The organism is Rhizobium sp. 21-4511-3d, assembly GCF_053522545.1.
On record NZ_JBNWCF010000027.1, the window covers coordinates 15,938 to 38,022 of the forward strand.

The 22,085-nt window shown below is 64.1% G+C and carries 10 protein-coding genes; 5 read left to right on the forward strand and 5 right to left on the reverse strand.

From position 1 onward, the window contains the following. The first annotated feature begins 235 nt into the window (after positions 1 to 235). Genes ACQZ5H_RS32140 through ACQZ5H_RS32155 form a run of 4 tightly spaced genes read left to right on the forward strand, consistent with a single transcriptional unit; the run spans position 236 to position 14,659 of the window. Positions 236 to 2,152: a non-ribosomal peptide synthetase gene (locus tag ACQZ5H_RS32140; RefSeq protein WP_449100168.1), complete on the forward strand. Its 1,917-nt coding sequence runs from the start codon at positions 236 to 238 to the stop codon at positions 2,150 to 2,152. After that, positions 2,149 to 10,224, forward strand: coding sequence for an amino acid adenylation domain-containing protein (locus tag ACQZ5H_RS32145; protein WP_449100169.1), 8,076 nt, complete (start codon positions 2,149 to 2,151; stop codon positions 10,222 to 10,224). Before ACQZ5H_RS32140 ends, ACQZ5H_RS32145 begins: the two co-directional genes overlap by 4 nt. Then, on the forward strand, positions 10,221 to 13,037 hold the full coding sequence (locus tag ACQZ5H_RS32150) for a condensation domain-containing protein (protein ID WP_449100170.1): 2,817 nt from the start codon (positions 10,221 to 10,223) through the stop codon (positions 13,035 to 13,037). Before ACQZ5H_RS32145 ends, ACQZ5H_RS32150 begins: the two co-directional genes overlap by 4 nt. A gap of 29 nt (positions 13,038 to 13,066) precedes the next feature. After that, positions 13,067 to 14,659 carry a glucosamine inositolphosphorylceramide transferase family protein gene (locus ACQZ5H_RS32155; RefSeq protein ID WP_130283877.1) on the forward strand — a complete coding sequence of 531 codons (1,593 nt, stop codon included), beginning with the start codon at positions 13,067 to 13,069 and terminating at the stop codon, positions 14,657 to 14,659. Here ACQZ5H_RS32155 and ACQZ5H_RS32160 read toward each other — a convergent pair. Continuing rightward, the gene (locus ACQZ5H_RS32160) at positions 14,629 to 15,375 is read right to left on the reverse strand and encodes a 4'-phosphopantetheinyl transferase family protein (RefSeq protein ID WP_449100171.1); all 747 of its coding nucleotides are present in this window, start codon (positions 15,373 to 15,375) and stop codon (positions 14,629 to 14,631) included. The two genes, ACQZ5H_RS32155 and ACQZ5H_RS32160, sit on opposite strands and share 31 nt — an antisense overlap. After that, positions 15,365 to 16,543 (reverse strand): DegT/DnrJ/EryC1/StrS family aminotransferase, encoded by a 1,179-nt coding sequence (locus ACQZ5H_RS32165; RefSeq protein ID WP_413710039.1) that lies wholly within the window; start codon positions 16,541 to 16,543, stop codon positions 15,365 to 15,367. The genes ACQZ5H_RS32160 and ACQZ5H_RS32165 overlap by 11 nt, the downstream gene beginning before the upstream one ends. A gap of 231 nt (positions 16,544 to 16,774) precedes the next feature. Between ACQZ5H_RS32165 and ACQZ5H_RS32170 the strand changes: the two genes are divergently transcribed. Beyond that, the gene (locus tag ACQZ5H_RS32170) at positions 16,775 to 18,472 is read left to right on the forward strand and encodes an FAD-dependent oxidoreductase (RefSeq protein WP_449100172.1); all 1,698 of its coding nucleotides are present in this window, start codon (positions 16,775 to 16,777) and stop codon (positions 18,470 to 18,472) included. Between the two features lie 52 nt (positions 18,473 to 18,524). On the opposite strand, the gene ACQZ5H_RS32175 is transcribed toward ACQZ5H_RS32170, so the two are convergent. The 3 genes from ACQZ5H_RS32175 to ACQZ5H_RS32185 form a co-directional block, all read right to left on the reverse strand. Further along, complete coding sequence (locus tag ACQZ5H_RS32175; protein WP_112711351.1) at positions 18,525 to 19,343, reverse strand: methyltransferase, TIGR04325 family; 819 nt, start codon at positions 19,341 to 19,343, stop codon at positions 18,525 to 18,527. Positions 19,344 to 19,373: 30 nt separating this feature from the next. Further along, positions 19,374 to 20,891, reverse strand: coding sequence for an oligosaccharide flippase family protein (locus tag ACQZ5H_RS32180; RefSeq protein WP_112711350.1), 1,518 nt, complete (start codon positions 20,889 to 20,891; stop codon positions 19,374 to 19,376). A 378-nt stretch (positions 20,892 to 21,269) separates the two neighbouring features. Further along, complete coding sequence (locus tag ACQZ5H_RS32185) at positions 21,270 to 21,962, reverse strand: sugar transferase (RefSeq protein WP_112711348.1); 693 nt, start codon at positions 21,960 to 21,962, stop codon at positions 21,270 to 21,272. Positions 21,963 to 22,085: the final 123 nt, after the last annotated feature.

Here is a 22,085-nt window from a genome sequence, read left to right on the forward strand (position 1 = left end):
TGCCGCTCCCGGCGCATTTGCGGCCCTCCCGGGCAGGCTAATTCTTTCGGCTAGGTAGGGCACTACCGGATAGCCCCATACGTCGGCTTTTCTACACCCTCTAGCGATTTGGAGGGCCGGTTTGGCGAAGGGGTCATCCCAATGATCATCTGGCGAAATCCCGCTGAAATGGGAAGGTCGCCACACGAATGCCGCGCAGCAGAAACCCGCCAGCAGACGACAAGGGGGAAGTGCAATGACGGGCCTAGCATATCCAGGGACGATCGAGAGAAGCGATACGGTCAGCTACGACCGCGACAAGGGATTGCCGGAGATCTTTCGCGCGCATGTGCAGAAGAATCCGTCGGCCACGGCATTGGTTTTTGGCAGCGTCTCGCTGACCTATCGCGAGCTCGACGAGCTCTCCGACAAGGTGGCCGTGACGCTGGAAGAACGGGGCGTCTCGAGGGGTGACGTCGTCGGTCTTCTTCTGCCGCGCAGCCTGGAAACGATCGTCTGCATGCTGGCCGCCCTGAAGGCGGGCGCCGCCTACCTGCCGCTCGATCCGGCCTATCCGGCCGAACATCTCGATTATGTCATCCGCGAATGCGCTCCGAAGGTGATCTTCGCCGAAGCGGCGTCGATCCAGAAGCTGGCGCTGATCCCGGGCCTTCCGAGCAAGGTTTTCGATGCACGGGCGGTTATCGCTGAAGCTTCCGCATCTCCGACGGTTCGCCCGGCTGCACGGCCGACTGGCGGCGACGTCGCCTATGTGATGTTCACCTCTGGCTCGACCGGCCGTCCGAAGGGCGTCGTCGTGGCGCATCGCGGCATTGCCAATCTGGTGCAGGAGCAGGACTTCAATCCGCTCACCAGCAAGGATGTCGTGCTGCATGCGATGACGATCTCCTTCGATGCCTCGACGCTGGAAATCTGGAGCGCGCTGCTGAACGGCTGCAAGCTGGTCGGCATGCCGGATCTGAACTTCTCGATCAGCCGCCTTTGCGACCTGATCGAAGAGCACGGCGTCACCTTCCATGCCTCGACGCCCGGCCTGTTCAATCTGCTCGCCGATTTCGGCCGCGACCGGGTTCCGTCACTGCGCCATGTGCTGTTCGGCGGCGATGTCGCCTCGGTCGCCCATTCGCTGCGCTTCCTGCAGTCGCATCCGAACTGCCGCCTCACTAACGCCTACGGCCCGACCGAAGCGACGGTGCTGGTGACCGGCTATAACATCCCGGCCGATTTCAAGGGCACCGAAATGCCGATCGGCAAGGCGATCGGCAACACGCAGATCCTCATCCTCGACGATCATCTGCATGAAGTGCCTGTTGGCGAAGAGGGCCAGATCGCTCTCGCCGGCGAGGGGCTCGGCCTCGGTTACTTCAACCGGCCGGAGCTGACGCGCGAGCGCTTCGTCATGGTCGAGACCCGCGATGGTCCGGTCCGCTGCTACCTGACCGGCGATCTCGGCACGATGGATGCCGACGGCACCGTTCATTTCCACGGCCGCCGCGACCGCCAGGTGAAGGTCAACGGCAAGCGCATCGAGCTCGACGAGATCGAGACGGCGCTGCGCAACGATACACGGCTTTCGGAAGCGGCCGTCGTCTGCCAGGTGATGGGACCGGAACTGAAGCAGATGATCGCCTTCCTCTGCCCGCGCGAGGATCTGCGCGGCAGGGACCAGGAACTGACGCGCGATGTCATGGCGACGCTGCGCGGCCGCCTGCCGGCCTTCATGATCCCGAACTCGGCAATCGTCATCGATCAGATGCCGATGACCCGGGCCGGCAAGATCGATCGCTCGAAGCTTCTGGCCCCTGTTGTCGAGGCTGCGCCGAGCGCGATCGAGATTGCCGCTGACACCGGCAGCGAGGCGATGCTGACGCGGCTGTGGCGCGATGCACTGGGCAACAAGCCGGTCGATCTCGACACCAACTTCTTCGACCTCGGCGGCACTTCGCTGCAGCTGATGCAGATCCACGCCCGCATGGAGGCCGAGCTCGGCCGCCAGGTTCCGGTCGTCCAGCTCTTCAAGCATTCGACGATCCGCGAACTGTCGCGCTTCCTCGAGGGCAAACACGACAATTCGGGCCGGGACGCTGCGGCAGCCCTGCGCGCCGAACAGCAGCGCAACAATATGGCTCGGTTCCGGAGGAACACCAAATGACAGGGGATCGTGGGGGCGACGCCGGAGAAGCCTTGCCTGATGCAGGGCAGATCGCAATCGTCGGCATGTCGGGACGGTTTCCCGGAGCGAAGAACGTCGATGCGCTCTGGGACCTCGTCGCGTCCGGCGAAAACAGCTTCTACAAGTACAAGCTGGATGAGCTCGAAGACTCCTTTACCGATGAGGAGAGGGCTCTCCCGAATTTCGTCCCGGCACGCCCGGCGCTTGCCGATGTCGACATGTTCGATGCCGATTTCTTCGGGATGTTCCCGAAAGAAGCCGCGGTCACCGATCCGCAGCACCGCATCTTCCTGGAAATCTGCTGGGAAGCGCTGGAAGACGCCGCCTACGATCCTGCCAAGTATGAAGGCCTGATCGGCGTCTTCGCCGGTGCCTCGATGCCGACCTACCTGATCAACAACGTGCTCCGCGACCGCCAGACGGCCGAGGAGATGACCTCGAACTACCAGATCGGCTTCTACCAGCAGATCGTCGGATCGCTGACCGATGCGCTGGCCACCCGCGTTGCCTACAAGCTCGATCTCCAGGGGCCGGCCTTCTCGCTGCAATCGGCCTGCTCGACCTCGCTGCTTGCCGTCTCCCAGGCCTGCCAGAACCTGCTCACCTATAGCTGCGACATGGCGCTTGCCGGCGGCGTCTCCGTGACCCTGCCGCAGAAGCGCGGCTACATGTATCAGGAAGGCGGCATGGTCTCGCCGGATGGCGTCTGCCGCCCGTTCGATGCCGATGCCGCCGGAACCGTCTTTGCCAGCGGCGCCGGTGTGGTGGCGCTGAAGCGTCTCGAAGATGCGCTGCGCGACGGCGACCGCGTCTATGCCGTGATCCGCGGCTATGCGGTCAATAATGATGGATCGGAAAAGGTCGGCTTCACGGCGCCCAGCATCGCCGGTCAGGCCAATGTCATCTCGGCAGCCATCGCCAATGCCGGTATCGAGCCTGAAACCATCGGCTATATCGAGTGCCACGGCACGGCCACGCCGCTCGGTGATCCGATCGAGTTCGGCGGCCTCAGCGAGGCCTTTTCCAGCATTTCCGGCCGCCGCCGCAATGTGGCGCTGAGCTCCGTCAAGGGCACGGTCGGCCATATGGATGCGGCTGCCGGTGTCTGCGGCCTGATCAAGACGGCACTGGCGCTGAAGAATGCCAAGCTCCCGGGCATGCCGAACTACCGTTCGCCGAACCCGCGCATCGACCTTGCCAACAGCCCCTTCTACATCCTCAACGAAATGGCTGACTGGCCGGCCTCCGATACGCCGCGCCGGGCAGGTGTCAGCGCCTTCGGCGTCGGCGGCACCAATATTCACGTCGTCCTGCAGGAAGCACCCGCCGTTGCCGAAGCGTCGGCGGCCCAGGGTCCGTTCATCGTGCCGCTCTCGGCCCGCACGCCTGAGGCGCTTGCCGCGATGCGCGGCAATCTGCGTGCCCATCTCGAAAGCAAGCCGGATGTGACGCTTGCCGATGCCGCCCACACGCTGCAGACCGGCCGCCGCACCTTCGCCCACAGAAGCGCCTTCGCCGCCATGAACCGCGACGATGCGATCGAGCGGCTGAAGTCCGAGCGCTACACATCGATGACCGCCGAGGACACAGCGCCGCCGATCGCCTTCATGTTCCCGGGGCAGGGCGCGCAATATGTCGGCATGGGCGCCGCCCTCTACAGCCGCGAGCCGGAATTCACCCGCTGGATCGACCGCGGCGCCGAACTGCTGAAGATGACGCTGAATGCGGATCTGCGCGAATATATCTGCCATTCCGGCGCCGTGACGCAGACGATGATGGACGAGCAGCGCGAGACGCAGATCGCCCAGCCCTGCCTCTATCTCGTCGAGCATGCGCTGGCCCGTCTCTGGATGAGCCGCGGCGTGCGTCCCTTCGCGATGATCGGCCACAGCGTCGGCGAATTCGTTGCCGCGACGCTCGCCAATGTCATCTCCTTCGAAGACGGTCTTCGCCTGGTCGCCACCCGTGGCCGCCTGATGCAGAACCAGCCGCATGGGGCGATGGTCTCGGTGCGCTCCGATATCGAGACGGTCTCGGCGCATCTGCGCGAGGGCGTCGAGATCGCCGCCGTCAACGCGCCGAAGCTCTGCGTCATCTCCGGCACCTTCGCTGCTGTCGATGCCGCCTGTGCCTCGCTCGACAGCGCCGGTATCGCCTATAGCCGCCTGCATACGTCGCACGCCTTCCACTCGGCGATGATGGATGCGGCAGCCGATGCGCTGCGCGACGAGACCGCCCGCGTCACCTACGGCACGGCGACGCTTCCCTACATCTCCTGCGTCACCGGCGACTGGCAGACCGGCGAGCGGGGCACGTCGCCGGATTACTGGGCACGCCATTGCCGCGAAACCGTGCGCTTCGCCGCCGGTCTCGAAACGCTCTGCCGCGGCGTCAAGCCGGTGCTGATGGAGATCGGCCCCGGCCGGGCGCTCTCGACCTTCGCCTCGCAGACGCTCGCCAAGGAAAATGTCGCGACGATCATCCAGTCGCTGCCCGAGCATGACCGCGCCGATGCGGCACCGGAGACGCTCGGCGATGCCGTCGGCAAGCTCTGGATGGCCGGCTGCAACATCGACTGGTCGGCCTGGTCGCGCGGCGGCAGCAAGGTTCATCTGCCGACCTATCCCTTCCAGCGCAAGCGCCACTGGATCGACGCGCCGCCTTCGGCACGCCGCGCCGCGGCAGGCGCTGCTTCACAACCCGCTTCCGTACCCGTGGCAACCCCCGCCACCAGCATTCAAGAGCAACCTACCGGTGAGAGTAAACCAATGACCGTTGCATCCGTTGTCGATCGTGTTCCTGTCATCGAAGCTTCCCTGCTTCGGATTCTGAGCGACATTTCGGGCGAGTCGCTCAGTGCCAGCGATAGTTCCGCAACCTTCCTCGAACTCGGCTTCGATTCCCTTCTGATCGGCCAATTCGCCCAGAAGGTGGAGCGCGAATACAAGGTCAAGATCTCCTTCCGCGAGCTCTTGAGCAATATCCCCTCGATCGCCGATCTCGCCCGCCATCTCGACCGCGAGATGCCGGCCGACAAGGCGCCGGCCGCTGCCGCACCTGTCGCAACTGCCCCGGCCGCTGCTGCCGCTCCGGTCCAGGTGGTGTCGCAGCCGGTCATGCCGGTTGCCGCGCCGCGCATCAATCCGCTGCCGGCGGCTTCCGGTACGGGCCTCGAAGCTCTGATGCAGTCGCAGCTGCAGGTCATGCAGTCGCTGTTTGCTCAGCAGATGGCGCTGATGCAGGGTGGCGTCTCCGAAGCCGCGCTGATGCCGGCGCAGGTCGTCGTGCCTGCCGCTCCTGCACCGCAGCCGGTCACTGAAGCCGCGCCCGCAGCGCCTGCCGCTGTTGCAGCATCCACTGCGCCGGAAGGCGAGGGTGGTGGCGATGCTCCGCAGGCCTCGCGCCGCATGAAGCTCTACAAGCCGGGCACCAAGAGCACGGTTTCCGAGCTGTCGCCGGAAAAACGCCAGTTCATCTCGGATCTTATTGCCGCCTATGAAACCAAGACGCGCCGGTCGAAGTCCTCGACCGCCCGCTATCGCCGCCGCCTTGCCGATCCGCGCACGGCCTCCGGCTTCCGCCCGGAATGGAAGGAAATGATCTTCCCGCTGGTCTGCGACCGCTCGAAGGGCTCGCGCCTCTGGGATATCGACGGCAACGAATATATCGATCTGGTCAACGGCTTCGGCCAGACGGCCTTCGGCCATGCGCCTGATTTCGTCGTCCGCGCCGTCAAGGACCAGGCCGACGACGGCTTTGCCATCGGCCCGCAGACGCCGCTTGCCGGTGAAGTCGCCGACGCGATCGCGACGCTGACCGGCCACGAGCGCGTCACCTTCTGCAACACCGGCTCGGAAGCCGTCATGGCGGCGATGCGCCTGGCGCGCGCCGTTACCGGCCGCGACAAGATCGTGGTGTTCTCCAACGACTATCATGGCCAGTTCGACGAAGTGCTGGTCAAGGGCCGCAACCGCGCCGACAATCCGTCGGCGATCCCGATTGCTTCGGGCATCCCGACCGCTTCGGTTTCCAACATGGTCGTGCTGCGCTACGGCGCACCGGAGAGCCTCGACTATATCCGCGGTAATGCCGACGATATCGCCGCCGTGATCATCGAGCCGGTGCAGAGCCGCCATCCGGAACTGCGCCCGGTCGAGTTCGTCCGTTCGCTGCGCCAGATCGCTACCGATGCCGAATTCGCGCTGGTCTTCGACGAAGTCGTCACCGGCTTCCGCGTCGATCCGGGCGGCATGCAGGCGATCTGGGGCATCAAGGGCGACATGGCCACCTACGGCAAGGTCATCGGCGGCGGCATGCCGATCGGTGTCCTGACCGGCAATGCCCGCTTCATGGACGCCCTCGACGGCGGCCACTGGAATTATGGCGATGACTCGGTGCCGATGACGGCACCGACCTTCTTCGCCGGCACCTTCGTCCGCCATCCTCTGGTTCTTGCCGCCATGCGCGCGGTCATCGACCATATCAAGGGCGACGGTGCCATTCTTTATGATTGGGTCGCAGAACGGACCCAGGCGCTGATTGCCGAAATGAATGCCGATCTCGCCAAGCGCGGCATCAGCATGACGATCCACGGCTACAAGAGCTGGTTCATCACCGATTTCGGCGGTGAAGACCCGCTCGGCGCGCTCGTCTATCCGCATATGCGCCTGAACGGCATCCATATCCAGGAAGGCTATCCCTGCTTCCTGACGACGGCGCATGTCGAGGAAGACTTCAACGCCATCGCCGCCGCCTTCCGCAAGGCGCTCGATGCCCTGCAGGGCGTCGGTATCCTGGCTCCGGCGGAACGCAAGACCAATGGTGTCTCCAACCCTTTCAAGTCTGAGGACAAGCCGCGGCTGCACTCGGCGCCGCTGACCGAGGCGCAGAAGGAAGTCTGGCTCGCCGCCCAGGCCGGTGACGAGGCGTCCTGCGCCTTCAACGAATCCTTCCTGCTGCGGCTGGAAGGTGATTTCGACCATGCCGTCTTCCAGCAGGCCGTCGACCGTGTCGCGGCACGCCACGATGCGGTGTCCATCAAGTTCTCGCGCACCGGCGAAAACTTCGAGTTCATCCCGGACTTCCGCCTCGAAGTGCCGCTGATCGACATGTCCGGCGACAGCGATCCGGAAGCCCGCCTGCAGGAAATCCTCGACGGCGAGGCGCGCACGCCCTTCGATCTCGTCGAGGGCTATCTCGCCCGCGCCGCGATCATCAAGCTCGCTGCGGACCAGCATGTCTTCGTCTTCACCGGTCACCACATCATCTGTGACGGCTGGTCGCTGAACATCTTCGTCAACGAGCTCTCGACCGTCTATTCGGCGATCAAGGAAGGCAAGGAGGCGGAACTGCCGGCGGCCATGTCCTTCGCCACCTATGCGACGCAATATGCGCCGAATTCCGATACCGATCCGGCGACCGAAGCCTTCTGGCTCGATCAGTTCAAGACCATTCCCGAACTGCCCGAGCTGCCGCTCGACCGCCCGCGCCAGGAGCCGCGTACCTTTGCGGGCGGCACCTGCACCGGCTTCATTTCGAGCAAGCACTACAAGTCGCTGAAGAAGGCCGGTGCGAAGTCGGGAGCAACGCTGTTCTCGACGCTGCTCGCCGCCCTGCAGGTGATGGTCGCAAGGCTCTCCGGCCAGCAGGACATCGTCATCGCCATCCCGTCTGCCGGCCAGACGCTCGCCGGTGACGAGGTGCTCTTCGGCCACTGCGTCAACCTGCTGCCGCTGCGCCAGACCGTCGATGCGCATGAGAGCTTCCTGACGCATCTGAAGGCCACCCAGCAGCTGGTGTTCAAGGCCTTCGAAAACCAGGCCTATACCTACGGCACGCTGGTCAGGAAGCTCGGCGTCAAGCGCGACGCCCGCCGCCTGCCGCTGACGGAAATCCAGTTCAACCTGGAGCGTGTTGCCGGTGACGAAAGCTTCGGCGATCTGAAGGCGCAGATGGCGCCGAATGCCAAGGCCTTCTCCAACTTCGACCTGTTCTTCAACATGATCGAAGGCCGCGACAGCGTCCGCATCGACGTCGACTACAATGCCGATGTCTTCGACCGCGAAACGGTCGAGCGCTGGATCGGCCACTTCGACACGATGGTCAGCGCCCTTGCCGACGATCTGACGATGGCGATCGAACAGGTGCCGATGCTTTCAGCCGAAGAACGCTCGTGGCTGATCGGCGATCTCAACGACACGGCTTCCAGCTACGACCAGGAAGAACTCGCCGTCTCGCTCTTCGCCAAGCGCGCTGCCGAGCATCCCGATGCAACGGCCGTCCAGTACGGCGCCGAGACGATCAGCTACGGCGATCTCGAGGCCCGCTCGAACACCCTGGCGCTCGAGATCCAGATGGCGGTGCCGCAGCCCGGCCAGCGCATCGCGCTGCTCTGCGACCGCTCGATCGCCATGGTCGTCGCCCTGCTGGCGATCATGAAATCTGGCCATGCCTATGTGCCGATGGATCCCGGTCATCCGGTCGAGCGCCTCAGCCAGACCATCGATGCCGCCCGCATCGGCGCGATGATTGCCGATAGCGACGAGATGGCAGCCCTTGCCGCCGGCGTTCCGGTCATTCGCCTCGACAAGACTCGGGATGCTGCGTCGCTGACGGAGGCGGTCCTAAAAAACTTGCCTGAGGCCAGTGCGGCCGCCTATGTCATCTTCACATCGGGTTCGACCGGCGTGCCAAAAGGTGTCGAGGTTCCGCACCGGGCGCTGACCAACTTCCTCCTGTCGATGCAGCGCGAGCCGAAGTTCACGGCAGATGACAGCATCGTCGCGGTCACCACGATCTCCTTCGATATCGCCGCACTCGAACTCTACCTGCCGCTGATCTCCGGCGGCAAGGTGACCATCGCCGACCGCCAGACGGTGCAGGATGGCTTTGCGCTGGTCGACCTCGTCAACAGGAGCGGGGCAACCGTCCTGCAGGCAACGCCGACCCTCTGGCAGATGCTGGTCGAGGCCGGGCTGAAGAACCAGCCTTCGCTGAAGATGCTCTGCGGCGGCGAGCCGATGCCGAAGGACCTGGCCCGGACGCTGCTGACGATCGGCGGCGAGCTCTGGAACATGTACGGCCCGACCGAAACCACCATCTGGTCCTCGGTCGAGCAGGTCACCGATGCCGGCAAGCCGATCACCATCGGCCACCCGATCGCCAATACCCAGCTCTACATCCTCGATGAGACCAACCAGATCGCCCCGATCGGCGTGACCGGCGAGCTCTGCATCGGCGGTGACGGACTGGCGAACGGCTACTTCGACCGGCTCGATCTCACCGAGAAGGCCTTCGTTCCCGTCGCTTTCGACCAGGGCAAGCCGCACCGCCTCTACAGGACGGGCGATGTCGGCAAGCGGCTGGTGGATGGTTCGCTGCAGCTGCTCGGCCGCCGCGACCAGCAGATCAAGCTCAGAGGTTTCCGCATCGAACTCGGCGACATCGAATCCGTCGTCGCCCAGGTGCCGGGGATCGCGCAATGCGCCGTGGTTCTTGCCGAGAACGAGAAGGGCGACAAGTCGCTCGTCGCCTATGTCGTGCCGGCCGCCGGGGCAGGCGAGCCGTCGTCCGCCGAACTCGCCGCCCATGCCAAGGCCAAGCTGCCGGGCTACATGGTTCCCGCCTTCTGGGTACCTGAAACCCAGCTGCCGCAGACCGCAAACGGCAAGCTCGACCGCAAGACGCTGAAGCTGCGCGGCCTGCCGAAGCGCGAAACGCAGATCATCACCGTCAAGCCGCGGACCGACATGGAGGCCAAGCTGCTCGCCATCTGGCAGGAAGTGCTGAACCTCCCCGACGTCGGCGTCGAGGACAATCTCTACGCACTCGGCACCGACTCGCTCGCCATCTTCCGCATCGCTGCCCGCATGCTGGACGCCGGCCTGCCGCTCGAAGCCAAGCACCTGCTGCGCCATCCGTCGATCGCCGAACTTGCGGCCTTCGCCGAGGAGCAGAACACGATGAGCCAGACAGCGGCTCAGTATCACGTTCCGTCGCTGAAGGACTTCCGTAACGGCGCTCGCCGCAACGGGCTGGGGAGAGCATCATGAGCGTATTCGAAAAGACACCGTCACAGCCGGAAGACGACCAGGAGATCATCGGCGAGTTTCCCTGCACGCAGACACAGCTGCGCTGCTGGATCCTGAACCAGCTCAATCCCGGCAATCCCGGCCTGAACGTGGCGGTTCGCTGGGAGATCCGCGGAAACTTCAAGGCGGCAACGCTGGAAGCCGCCTTCCGCAAGATCATCCAGCGCCATGAGGTGCTGCGCACCCGGATCGTCGAGAAGGACGGCCGTCCCTATCAGCAGGTGGTCAAGAGCGTCGACTTCAAGATGCCGGTCATCGATCTGCGCAACATGACGCCGGAAACCCGCAAGAGCCGCGTGCCGTCGATCGGCGAGGAAACGGCGCGGGTGCCCTTCGATCTCGGCAAGGCCGGTCTGTTCCGCGTCACGCTGCTGATGATGGAAAACGATGTCGGCGTGCTCCTGATCACGGCGCATCAGAGCTGCTTCGACGGCTGGTCGATCCGTGTGCTCGGCCGCGAGCTCGGCGAGATCGCTGCCGCCATCGATGCCGGGCGCACACCCGACGTACCGGAACTGGCGCTTCAATATGGCGACTACGCGCTCTGGCAGGCCGAGTATCTGGAAAGCTACGGTTTCGAGACCGAGAGCACCTTCTGGCGCGAGAAGCTGACCGACGTGCCCTATTTCGAAGTGCAGCCGGACCGCCCGCGCGGTCCGGTCAAGACCACCAATGCCGACCTGATCTCGATCCTGCAGCCGATGGATTTCGGCGACAGGATCGATGCCGCCGCCCGCAAGGCGCGCGTCTCGCTCTACAGCTATGGTGCGGCCGTCATCAGCGCCATGCTGCACCGGTTGACGGGTGACAAGTGCGTGCTGTTCGGCTCGAATGTCGCGGGACGCGAGGATACCGATCTCGAAAACCTGATCGGCGTCTTCATCAACACGCTGGTGCTGAAATACGACATCGGCGGCGATCCGACCTTTACCGAGCATGTGCATGCGGCAAACGAGATGCTGGAAGGCGTTCTCGCCCATCAGCGCATGCCGTTCAACGAGCTGGTCGGGATGATCAATCCGCCGCGCGATCCGTCGCGCAATCCGCTGATCTCGGTCAATTTCAACCTGTCGAAGGCCTTCCTCGAAGACCGCCGCTATGGCGAGTTCGAACTGATCAGCGCGCCGTCGCAGTCGCCTGGCGTGATCTACGACCTGAGCTTCATGATGGTCGGCCGCCCGAGCGGCTGGCGCATGTCGATCGAGTACAATACCGATCTGTTCGACCGTGCGACGATCGAGACCTTCCTGCGCTACTGGAAGGAAACCTATGACGCGGTGCTTGCCGATCCGGAGGTTCACCTCTCTGCATTGACGGTGCCGCTGCGCGCCGGCTCGCCGGCGGAGGCCCGCCGTCTCGATCCTGAAAGTGTCGAGGGCGTGTTGCGCTCGCATCCGGCTGTCGGCGAAGCCGCGGTCATATCGGCCGGTGGCGAGACCGGCTCGGTTGCCTTCATCGTGCCGTCGCCGACCTGCGACGAGGCGCTCGACCAGCTGCCTGCGCTGTTGATGCGCCATCTCGAAGCGCAAGTTCCGGCGGCGAAATTGCCGAAGGAAATCAGCGTCCTGATGCGTCTTCCGAAGACGGCTGACGGTTCGGTCGATCGCTCTGCGCTCCGCCTGCCGGCGAAGGCGCCAGCCGCGCCGGTCGCTGCGGCAAAGCCTAAGAACACAGCTTCGTTGAAAGCCGATCCGGAGAAGATGGCGGCGGTTGCGGCGATCTGGAAGCAGGTGCTGAACGTGCCTTCCGTCGAGCCCGGCAGCGATTTCTTCGCGCTCGGTGGCCACTCGCTGCTGGCGCTGCGCATGCTCTCGGCGGTTCGTGAGAAATTCGAGGAGAAGCCCAATCTCGAGCTGCTCTTCCGCGAACCGACGCTGGAGCGCTTCACGGGCGCGGTGTTCGGCGTCTCCCAGGCGGCGCCCGCCAAGGCGGAACCGGTGGAAGCACCGGCCGTAGTCCCCGGCAATCCCTGGGAACTGATGACCTGCAAGCAGGGGAGCGGGGCCTCCGCGGTCTATACGCTGAACCACCCGTTCCTTTACTACAAGCTCGCTGGGGCGCTTCCCGAGAGCACGCCCGTCTACAACGTCAACATGTTCAACGCGCGTCTCGACGATGCGCTTGCCGGCAAGTCCTTCGAGGAGATCGCCGCCCTGGCGATCGAGGCGATGGAGATCCCGCCGCAGGTGACCTCGGTTGCGATCGTCGGCCTCTGTGTCAACGGCATCCTCGCCTTCGAGATCGCCCGGCAGCTGCGCGAGGCGGGCAAGGAGGTGCAGTTCACCGCGATGATCGACGCCTGGGCACCGGGTTACTTCCGGGCGCAGCCGAAGCTGACGCAGAAGCGCTGGAACATGGAGCGGCGCGTCAAGCGGTCGATCTACTTCACGCAGAAGGTGCTCAGCGGCCGCATGCGGCTGATCGATTATCTCAAGGAGTTCAACCTGACGCTTGGCCTCCTGCGCTTCTTCGGCGTCCGCAAGGGCGAGTATTCGCCCGAGGAAGTCGCCAACGAAGCCGTAACCGGCCTGCTGGTCCGCGCCTCGCGGCAATACAAGCCGGCGCAGACGCAGGATCCATCGATCGTCTTCCTGCGCAGCGAGGCTCATCACCCACGTGCTGCCAAGCTGCGCTTCGGCTGGGGGGATGCGGTCGCCAAGGATACGGCGGTCGTCAGCCTCAGCGGCTGGCATGAAGATTCGCTCGGCAGCGACGGCATCCGCGAGCTCGCCTCGGCGATCTCGAAGAAACTGGAATCCCAGAGCGCACAATGAACCGCAACCCGGTGATACGGAGCGACGACATGGAACAAGACAGACCGCTGAGGATCGGCGTTCTGGCCGGAACCAAGGATGCGCTGGAAAACTGGCAGCTGGCCATCCTCGACCGGATCAAGGCCGACAAGCGCTTCGTGCTGGAAACGGTCATCGTCCACGACCGTCCAGAGGGCGAGGCGCGGGCCTCCAGGCTGTTCCGGCTGCAATGGCAGATCGAGAACCGCCTGCTTGCCCGCCAGCCGAAATATCTGCCGGGTACCTTTCAGGCGCAGGACCAGCGCTTCGACGTGATGCACGCCATGGCCGACGAGGCGGCACGGGGCAATTATGTATCGAGACTGGCGTCGGAGCTCGGCCTCGACCTGATCGTCCGGATGACCCCGGCCAGCCTGCCGGCATCGGTGGCGAACCTTCTGCCGCTCGGTGTCTGGTCGTTCAATTTCCTGGATGAGTGCTCGGCCGATGGCAGCTGGTTCGGCTACCGCGATCTGCTGACCAAGGCGCCGGCGACCGAGTTGGTGCTTTCGGCCGATCGAGGTGCCGCCGGCAAAGTGACGATCGCCGCCTGCAGCTTCAACATCAAGATTTCAGCCGCCCGCAACACCGCCTTCATCAAGGAGCGGGCGGTGACGCTGCTGCTGCGCGAGCTGCGCAAGGCGGCGGCGGGCGAGCTTTCGACAGTGCCCGGCCGCCTGCGCAATCCGGCGCCGCCGCCGAAGCTCTCCACCGTCATGCGCTATGGCGCGGCACTCGGCCTGCATCTCTTCGAGCGCGCCGCTGCGGCCGCCGGGCGGCGCATGCATCTGCGCGCTGCCGTCTGGACGCTCTATACCGGTCACGGCAAGATCGACGACTTCGATCCGTCGCAATCGATCGAGGTGCCGCCGACCAAGGACGACATCAAGGCCGATCCGTTCCTCTTCGAGCACGAGGGCAACTGCTACCTGTTCTACGAGTCCTATTCGACCGGAGGGCACAAGGCGCATATTTCCGTCGGCCGTTTCGAGGACGACCGGCTGGTGCCCGTCGGCATCGCGCTGAATTGCGAGCATCATCTTTCCTATCCCTATGTCTTCCGGGATGGCGACGACATCTTCATGATGCCGGAGACGCATGCGACCAAGCGTGTCGAAATCTGGCGCTGCGTCGAGTTTCCGCTGAAATGGGAGCTCTATTCCACGGCGCTCGAGGGCCGCTCGGCGGCCGACAACATGCTCGTCCGGCATGGCGGCAAGTGGTGGCTGTTCAGCAATCTCTCCGACTATCACGCCTACGAGGATCACTGCAGCGAGCTCTATATCTACGAGGTCGACGGCCCCGATCTGAAGGGATTGAAGCCGCACCGGCACAATCCCGTCGTGCTCGGCAGTGTCGCGGCGCGCAATGGCGGACGGATGTTCGAGCGCGACGGTCATCTCTACCGGCCCTCGCAGCGCAATACCAACGGCATCTACGGCTATGGTCTCAACATCATGGAGATCGACGAGCTGAGCCCGGAGGCCTATCGCGAGCGCTGCGTGCGCGTCATCACGCCCGATTTCAAGACCGGGCTGCATGGCTGCCATCATTTCGATGAGGCTGGTGGGCGCTACATACTGGATGCGCGGCTGACGGCGTAAGTCTCATCGAGGCTGCGCCAGCGCAGCTCCGGCGAGCCGCCGTTAGCGAGAACCGCAAGCGCAGCAGCAAAGCCTGCCGCCGGCGCCAGGTTGAAGAGCTTCCAGTTTTCCGGACCTGAGGGATCTGAGTCCAGCCGCTTGAGGAGAGGGGCGGGTTCCGTTCCGATCGAGACGTCGAAGGATTGCAGCGGCAGGGATAGCCCTTCGCCATGCGCCTTGACGAAAGCCTCCTTGCGCGTCCAGCAGCGGAAGAAGCCGTCGAGATATTCGGCTTGCGGGAGGATCGAGAGGTCGCGGCGTTCGGCATCCGAGAAGAAATAGCCGGCGACATCTTCCTTCAGCGGCGCCACCCGTTCGATATCCGCCCCGATCGTATAGCGGTCCGAAACCGCCAGCAGCGCCAGGCCGGCGCTGTGACTGAGGTTGAAGTGGAGCGCGGCGCCATGGCCCTCGTCCAGGGAAGGCTTGCCGTATTCGTTATAGGTGAAGCTGACTTCGCCGGGATCGATGCCGAGATAGCTTGCGAGGATTTCCCGCATGCGGCCGCGGCCGGCGATGTAGCGGTTGCGGTCGGCATCGAAGACGAAGCTGGCGGCTCGCGCCCGCTCGTCTTCGCCGAGATGTGGTTCAAGGCTTCGCAGCTGATGCAGCGGCGGCTCGATATCGAACAGCCAGAGGTCGATGATACTGTCGCTGCCGCCCGCGTCAGGTCGCATAGGCGAGCTGTCCGCCGGCCGGGCGCTGCTGCACCATGCGCTTGGCAAGATGTGCCATCAGCATCAGCGGATAGTTTTCGCCGAGGCTGATGCGGCAGGTGCGCCGCAGGATATCCAGCGACTGGGTGCAGGTGTCGCCGCCGTAATCGACGGCCTTGTCGGCCCAGTTATAAGGGTTCATGGCCGGGTGGGCGGTGCGCTTCTGCAGGATCGGCTGCCAGTTGGTGAAGACGTGGCGGCTGGAATCGTAGAGGCGGTAGACGCCGCGCTTGTGCTCGGCGGCGAAGCGCTTGGCATCGTCCTCGGTGTCGAAGATCACATGCAGGCCGGCGGCGGCGGCGATGTCATTATGCGGGCCGACGCGCATGACATCGCTATGCGAGAGGATCTCGGCCATCACGTCGTAGCGGCGGCGCATCTTGGCGATCATCGGGTCGAGCTTGCTCAGCTGGACGTTCAGCATCGCGCCCTGGATCTGGTTGGCCTTGAAGTTGACGCCGAGGATCGGCGGTTCCTTGATGAATTCGAGGTGGCCGCGGAAGAGCGCGCCGATATCGTGGAACATGCGGGCGCGGGCAAAGAGCGTGTGGTCGCCGGTCGCCAGCGCCCCGCCTTCGCCGATGTTGATGTTCTTGAACTGGTTGAAACTATAGGCCGAGGCATGGCCGAAGGAGCCGGTGCGCTTGCCCTTGTAGGTCAGGCCGACGGCCTGGCAGGCATCCTCGATGACGATGAGGTTATGCTCCTTGGCGATGCGCATGATGGCATCCATGTCGCAGACCATGTTCGACATGTGCACCGGGATGATCGCCTTTGTGCGCGGGGTGATCTTGCGCAGGATATCGGCCGGATCCATCGTCAGCGTGTGATCGATATCGACGAGCACGGGAACGGCGCCGGCGGCGAGCGGTGCGGCTGCCGTGGCGATCCAGGTATAGGCGGGAACCAGCACTTCGTCCCCCGGGCCGATGCCGGCGGCGGCGACGGCCGAGATCAGCGCTGCCGTGCCGTTGCACATGGTCAGCGCATGGGCGACGCCGAATTTCTCGCAGAAATCCGTTTCGAAGCGCTTCAGAGGCCCTCCGGTGTCATCGCTGTAGCGGGCAAGCTTTCCGGACAGCATTACCGGCGCAAGCGCCAGCCATTCACGAACTCCGACACGGGCCATTGGTCAAGTCTCCTGCGCTCCCAATCCGCGGCGCTCCTGCCGCGCGACGTCGAACCTTAAAACGGAGCGCCGGGGCGTTCAGCATATCCTTCCGGCTTAGGTGAGGGCGGTGTGGGGTGGCGGACTATCCGAAGTCGGTAGGCGATCTAATCGGCTGGACCTCATTGGACGATTTAGCCGCGTTTGCAGTCTTGCTATCAAGGAAGGCAAGATATTGAAGGGGAAAAGGCTTTGAGCATTCTCGACCTCAGATCCATGCCTGTCCACACGCTGCTGCAGGCGGATGTCGCAATCATCGGCGCCGGGCCGGCAGGGCTGACCATCGCGCGCGAACTGTCGCGCAAGGCCGATGTCCTGGTGCTCGACAGCGGCGGCCTTTCCTACGAGCCGGGGCCGCAGGTGCTGAACGCGGTTGAGAATACCGGCGAGCCTTCCGGTGAGCGGCGGGCACCTGAGGGACGCGGCTATAATGGCAGCCTTTCCTGGCTGAACGACATCCCGGCCTTCGAGCTGCGCAACCGCATGCTCGGCGGCAGCACCCATACGTGGGTCGGCAAATGCGCGGCTTTCGACGAGATGGATTTCGCGCTCAGGCCCTGGCTCAGGCTCTCCGGCTGGCCGTTCGAGCGCAGTGAGCTGATGCCGCATCTCGACCGTGCCGCCGAGCTCCTCAATCTCGGCCCGAACGTCTATGACGCGGGGCTGCATGCGCTGCTCAGGACCGCGCCCGAGAAGCTCAATTTCGACGACAGGACGCTGCGCTATTTTTTCTGGCAGTTCAGCCATGAGCGGCAGAAGCGCGGCGAGCCGATGCGCTTTGCCAATGTGGCGCGCAGCCTGGCGCTATCAGGCACGAAGTTCCTCACCAATGCCAATGTGACGGAGATCCGCGCCGAGCAGCGCGGGCATCATTCGCTCTCGGTTGCCAGCCCCGAGGGCAATATGGCGACGGTCAGGACGAAGATGGTGGTGCTCTGCTGCGGCGGCGTCGAGAATGCCCGACTGCTGCTCGCCTCCAACTCGATGTCCTCAGCCGGTCTCGGCAATGCGCGCGGTACGGTCGGGCGCTATCTCGCCGATCATCCGCGCACCACGCTGATGCGATTCCGCAAGAGCAGCGATATCGATGCCGTCGCCCGGCACTTCAATTTCTACGGTCTGAAGCATGACGGAGCGCCGCATTTCTATCTGCGCGGCTTGTCGCTCAGCCCGATGATCCAGGCGCGCGAGGGGCTGACCAATTGCGCTGCCTATCCGGTGCAGATCCATGCGGCCGACGATCCCTGGGCGGCGCTGAAGCGTCTGGCGAAGGGCGGGGGCAAGCGCGCGATCAGCGATCTCATGACGGTGCTCGGTTCACCGGGCATGCTGACCTCCGGCGCCTATCAGCGCCTCGTCAAGCTGCGTGGCCTGCCGCATCGCTCGGCCGAGCTGCGCTTCGACGTGATGGCCGAGCAGCAGTTGGATCCGGAGAGCCGGGTGACGCTGTCGGAGAAACTCGACCGCTTCGGCAAGCCGATCGCCCGCGTCAACTGGAAGATCGGCGAGACGGAGATCGAAAGCATCGCAAGGCTGGCGCAGACGATGTCGGCCGAGTTCCGCCGCCTCGGTCTGCCGGAGCCGGAGCTCGCAGACTGGATCGCCGCCGGCGACCCGTCGGCTGCTGCCTTCATGGACATGGCGCACCCCTCCTGCACGACGCGCATGGGCAGCGATCCCGCGACCAGCGTCGTTGATGGCAATTCGATGGTTCATGGGGTCGAGGGGCTCTATGTGGCCGGAAGCTCGGTCTTCCCGACAGCCGGGCATGCGAACCCGACGCTGATGCTGGTGGCGCTGTCGATGCGGCTTGCCGACCACCTGCAGGAGCGTCTCGCCGAAGAGCGGCGTCCGCTGCCGGGCTCGCAGCCCTCGCGGCAGGTGAGCTAAAAAAGCACCCGCCATCTTGCGATGGCGGGCTCAGTTCTCACCACTTACTCAGTCAAATCTTGCGGAAGTAGAAGCCGGCGCTTTCGGTCCTGCCGAGTTCGGGATGGGTGTCGATCCGTGTCGAGAGCGAGGGGATCGCCCAGCGGTCGACGAGCTCGTATCCGAGACCGGTGACGTGCTGCAGGAATTCGGCTTCGTTGCGGATCTGGTAGGGCACCCTGGCGCGGCCGATCTGTTCCAGCGTGACGACGGTCGGTCCCTTGCGCAGGGCGACCTTGTTCAGAAGGATATGTTTCGGCGCTTCCGGCATTTCGCCGATCAGCTTGCCGAGCGGCACGTCGAGATACTGCATCAGGCCCGAACCGAGGAAGAGCGGCGTCGGTCCGGCATCGGCCATCCTGTCGACGAAGGAGAGCCGGGTCAGCTGGTCCTTGTCGGCGAGCTTCTGGCCGGCGCGGACGATGGCCGGCAGGTCGTAGACCACCCAGCGGAAATTCTCGCCGAGCGGCAGATGCGAGCGGAAGGCGCGATATTTGGTGCCCATGTGACCGCCGGCATCGACGAGGCTGCCGGTCTCGCGCACGAGGTCGCGCATCCAGAAGAGGACGGGATAATCCCAGGCGGCAAGGCGGCACATCTGCTCGAAGGCGACGGGCGCGATCTCATCGTGATCGTAGCCCGCAAGGGCGCCGTTTTTGGCTGCGGCAAGCGCTTCCTGATAGCTTGAATAGGCGCCGGTGAAGCGGCGCGGGATGGGAAGAAAATAGCGCAGGCGCCCGCTCAGGGCCTGCAGTGGTACCACGAATTTCTCAGCACGCCGTCTTGCGTCACGCAAAGTCGATGTGCGGCCTTTCAGCGTTACAGTCGTCATCGGCTTTCCCCCGGTGTTGATGAATGGGCATTAGCTTTTCGGATGGTCTTTCACCTCCCAGATCGGAACGACGCCGCCATGGATACGATGCATCACCCCCAGTGCTGCAAAGTATGTGACGGCGCCCGAGAGCACCTGAAAAGCGATCATCTCGATGCGGGTCATCGCCGTTGCTTCGCCGATATAGCCGAAGGCATAGACGATGGCCGACATCGCAAGGATCGCGACGAATACGTAGCCGCAATCGCTGAACACGCGCTTCCAGTCGAGGCCGCCGTAGCGGCCCTGCAGATGCGTGGAAATCTTCAGGCTGATGAGAGCCGCGACGCATTGGCCGAAGGCGGCGGCCTCGACGCCGAAGGGCGCTGCGGCGACGATCAGGCCGATGGCGACGACGCCGTTCAGCAGCATCAGCCGCGGCATGCGGGCAATGTTTCCGGTGATCGACAGCAGCGGCTCGGTGACATAGCCCGGGATCAGCAGAACCTGCTTGATCGCGAGGATCGAGACGAGGGCTGCCGTCGGCGCCCAGGCATCGCCGAGCGCGATATCGACGAGGGCGGGCGAGACCAGCGCCAGGCCGATATAGACAGGGGCGGAGACGATCATCAGCGCCGTCATGAAATGCGTGGCGGTCCGGCCGAGTTCCTCGAAGCGCAGGGCGTCGTTCTGCTGGTTGCGGATCTTGCGGAAGGCGGTCCAGGCGAGCATGCGCGCCGGTTCGCCGAGCAGCTCCGATATGGCGCCGACGATGCGTTCGGCGGCGCGGTAGTAACCGGCTTCCGCGAGGCCGAGGAAGCTGCCGAGCGCCAGCGTGCCGGAATAGGAGCGCAGATAGAAGATGATGCGGTTCGACAGGATGTGGCGCGAGAACTCGAGAATTTCCAACAGGAAGGCGCGGGTCAGGTGGACGCGTGGATACCAGCGCACGACGATCTGCGATCCGATCAGGCAGGCGGTCTGCATCACCAGGCGGCCGACGATCAGCGAGGCGACATGGAAGCCGACATGTAGGCCGGCGATGGTGACGGCGAGGCCGAGACATTCGGCGATGATGCGGATGATCGACTGCTGCTTCAGCTGGCCGCGATTGACGAGCAGCCCGTCATAGACGACCGAAAGCGAGGAGGGCAGGAACCAGCAGCTATAGAGCGCGATCAGCACGCCGAGCCAGGGATCGCCCCAATAATGCAGGATGATCGACAGCGCGAAGCCGACGCCGGTGCAGAGCAGGCCGGAGATGACGGCAATCGTGCCGATCTGGTCGAGCTCGTCGCCGGTGCAATGCGACTTCATCACATATTCGCCCCAGCCGCCCTCGGCACAGAGCACGAGAAGGATGGCGATGGCCGAACTATAGGCATAGAAGCCGAATTGCGCCGATTCCAGAACGCGGGCGGCGATCAGGAAGGCGAGCAGCTGTGCGACCTGCGAGACGATCTTTGCCGTCAGCGTCCACAGACCGGCACCAACAAAGGCGGGCATCTTGATCCGCTTTGATTTTCCGGGCTTTTCCGGCCGGTTGTTGCTGTCTTCCTCCCCGATCATCTCAGCAAACCTCGGCAGAAATTGAACCAGGAGGCGGCTGCGGTGTTATTAGGGAAAGCTTGGATGACATGCCACGGCGGCTGCCAACGCGGAAACAATCGTTGGACAAGGCTGGCGCGGTATGCGATTTCCGGCAGGACGGAGAGCTTGTACTGAGTCGGCTGCCGAGACGGTAGGGAGACAATGTCATGGTCACAGAGTCAAAGGCGGCACGAAATTCTGCATATGCGCGGAACGCAGCCAGCTTCGGTGATCTGTCCGAAAATGCCGCTTCCGGGCACCAGGCGCCGGATACCCGGCCGTCGTTCCTGAAATACAAACTCCGTTGGGGCTTGGCGCTTTTCTGCCTCGCCTTCTGGGTCGTTCTCGCCGCCATTTTCATTTGGTGAGCCGCTCTTTCTCGTTCTGAGCGAAAAACACGACACCCACCGTCTTCCAGAGAATGCCGATATCCGTGGTGAAGGAACAGGTGCGATAGTAGTCGAGATCGTACTGGACGCGTTCCTCGTATGACGTGTCCTGACGGCGGTTGACCTGCCACATGCCGGTAAGCCCCGGCGTCATCGACAGGTAGACATGTGCATTGGCGCCGTAGCGCTCGATTTCCTCGGCGATGATCGGGCGCGGGCCGACAAGGCTCATCTCGCCGCGCAGCACGTTGATCAGCTGCGGCAGCTCGTCGGCGCTGGTCATGCGCAGAAGCTTGCCGAGCCAATGGACACGCGGGTCGTTCATCAGCTTCTGGGTTTCCTGCCACTCGGCGCGGCGCACCGGATCGGTCGCCAGGATTTCGGCCAGCCGCTCGGCGGCATCGGTGCGCATGGAGCGGAATTTCAGGCAGCGGAACGGGCGACCATAGCGGCCGACGCGGGTATGGCTGAAGGAAATCGGGCGGCCGTCGACGATGAGCAATGCGATGACGATCAGGATCAGGGCAGGCGCGAGAAACAGCAAGCCGCCACCGGCGAGCAGGATGTCGAGCGTGCGCTTCAGCCGGTAGCCGGCAGCAACGACGCGGGTCTCCGGCGTGGCCTGATCGCCGCGGGCAAAGCCGTCGAAAGCAGATAACATGTCAAACCCCATTTACCCTTGAACCCATCGTGAGGTTGCCAGCGCATCCAGCCATTTACAATTCATCCAGAGGGTAGTCGGCTAGTCAGATAGAGGTAAGCCGGAGCGTCCAATCGTTGCCTT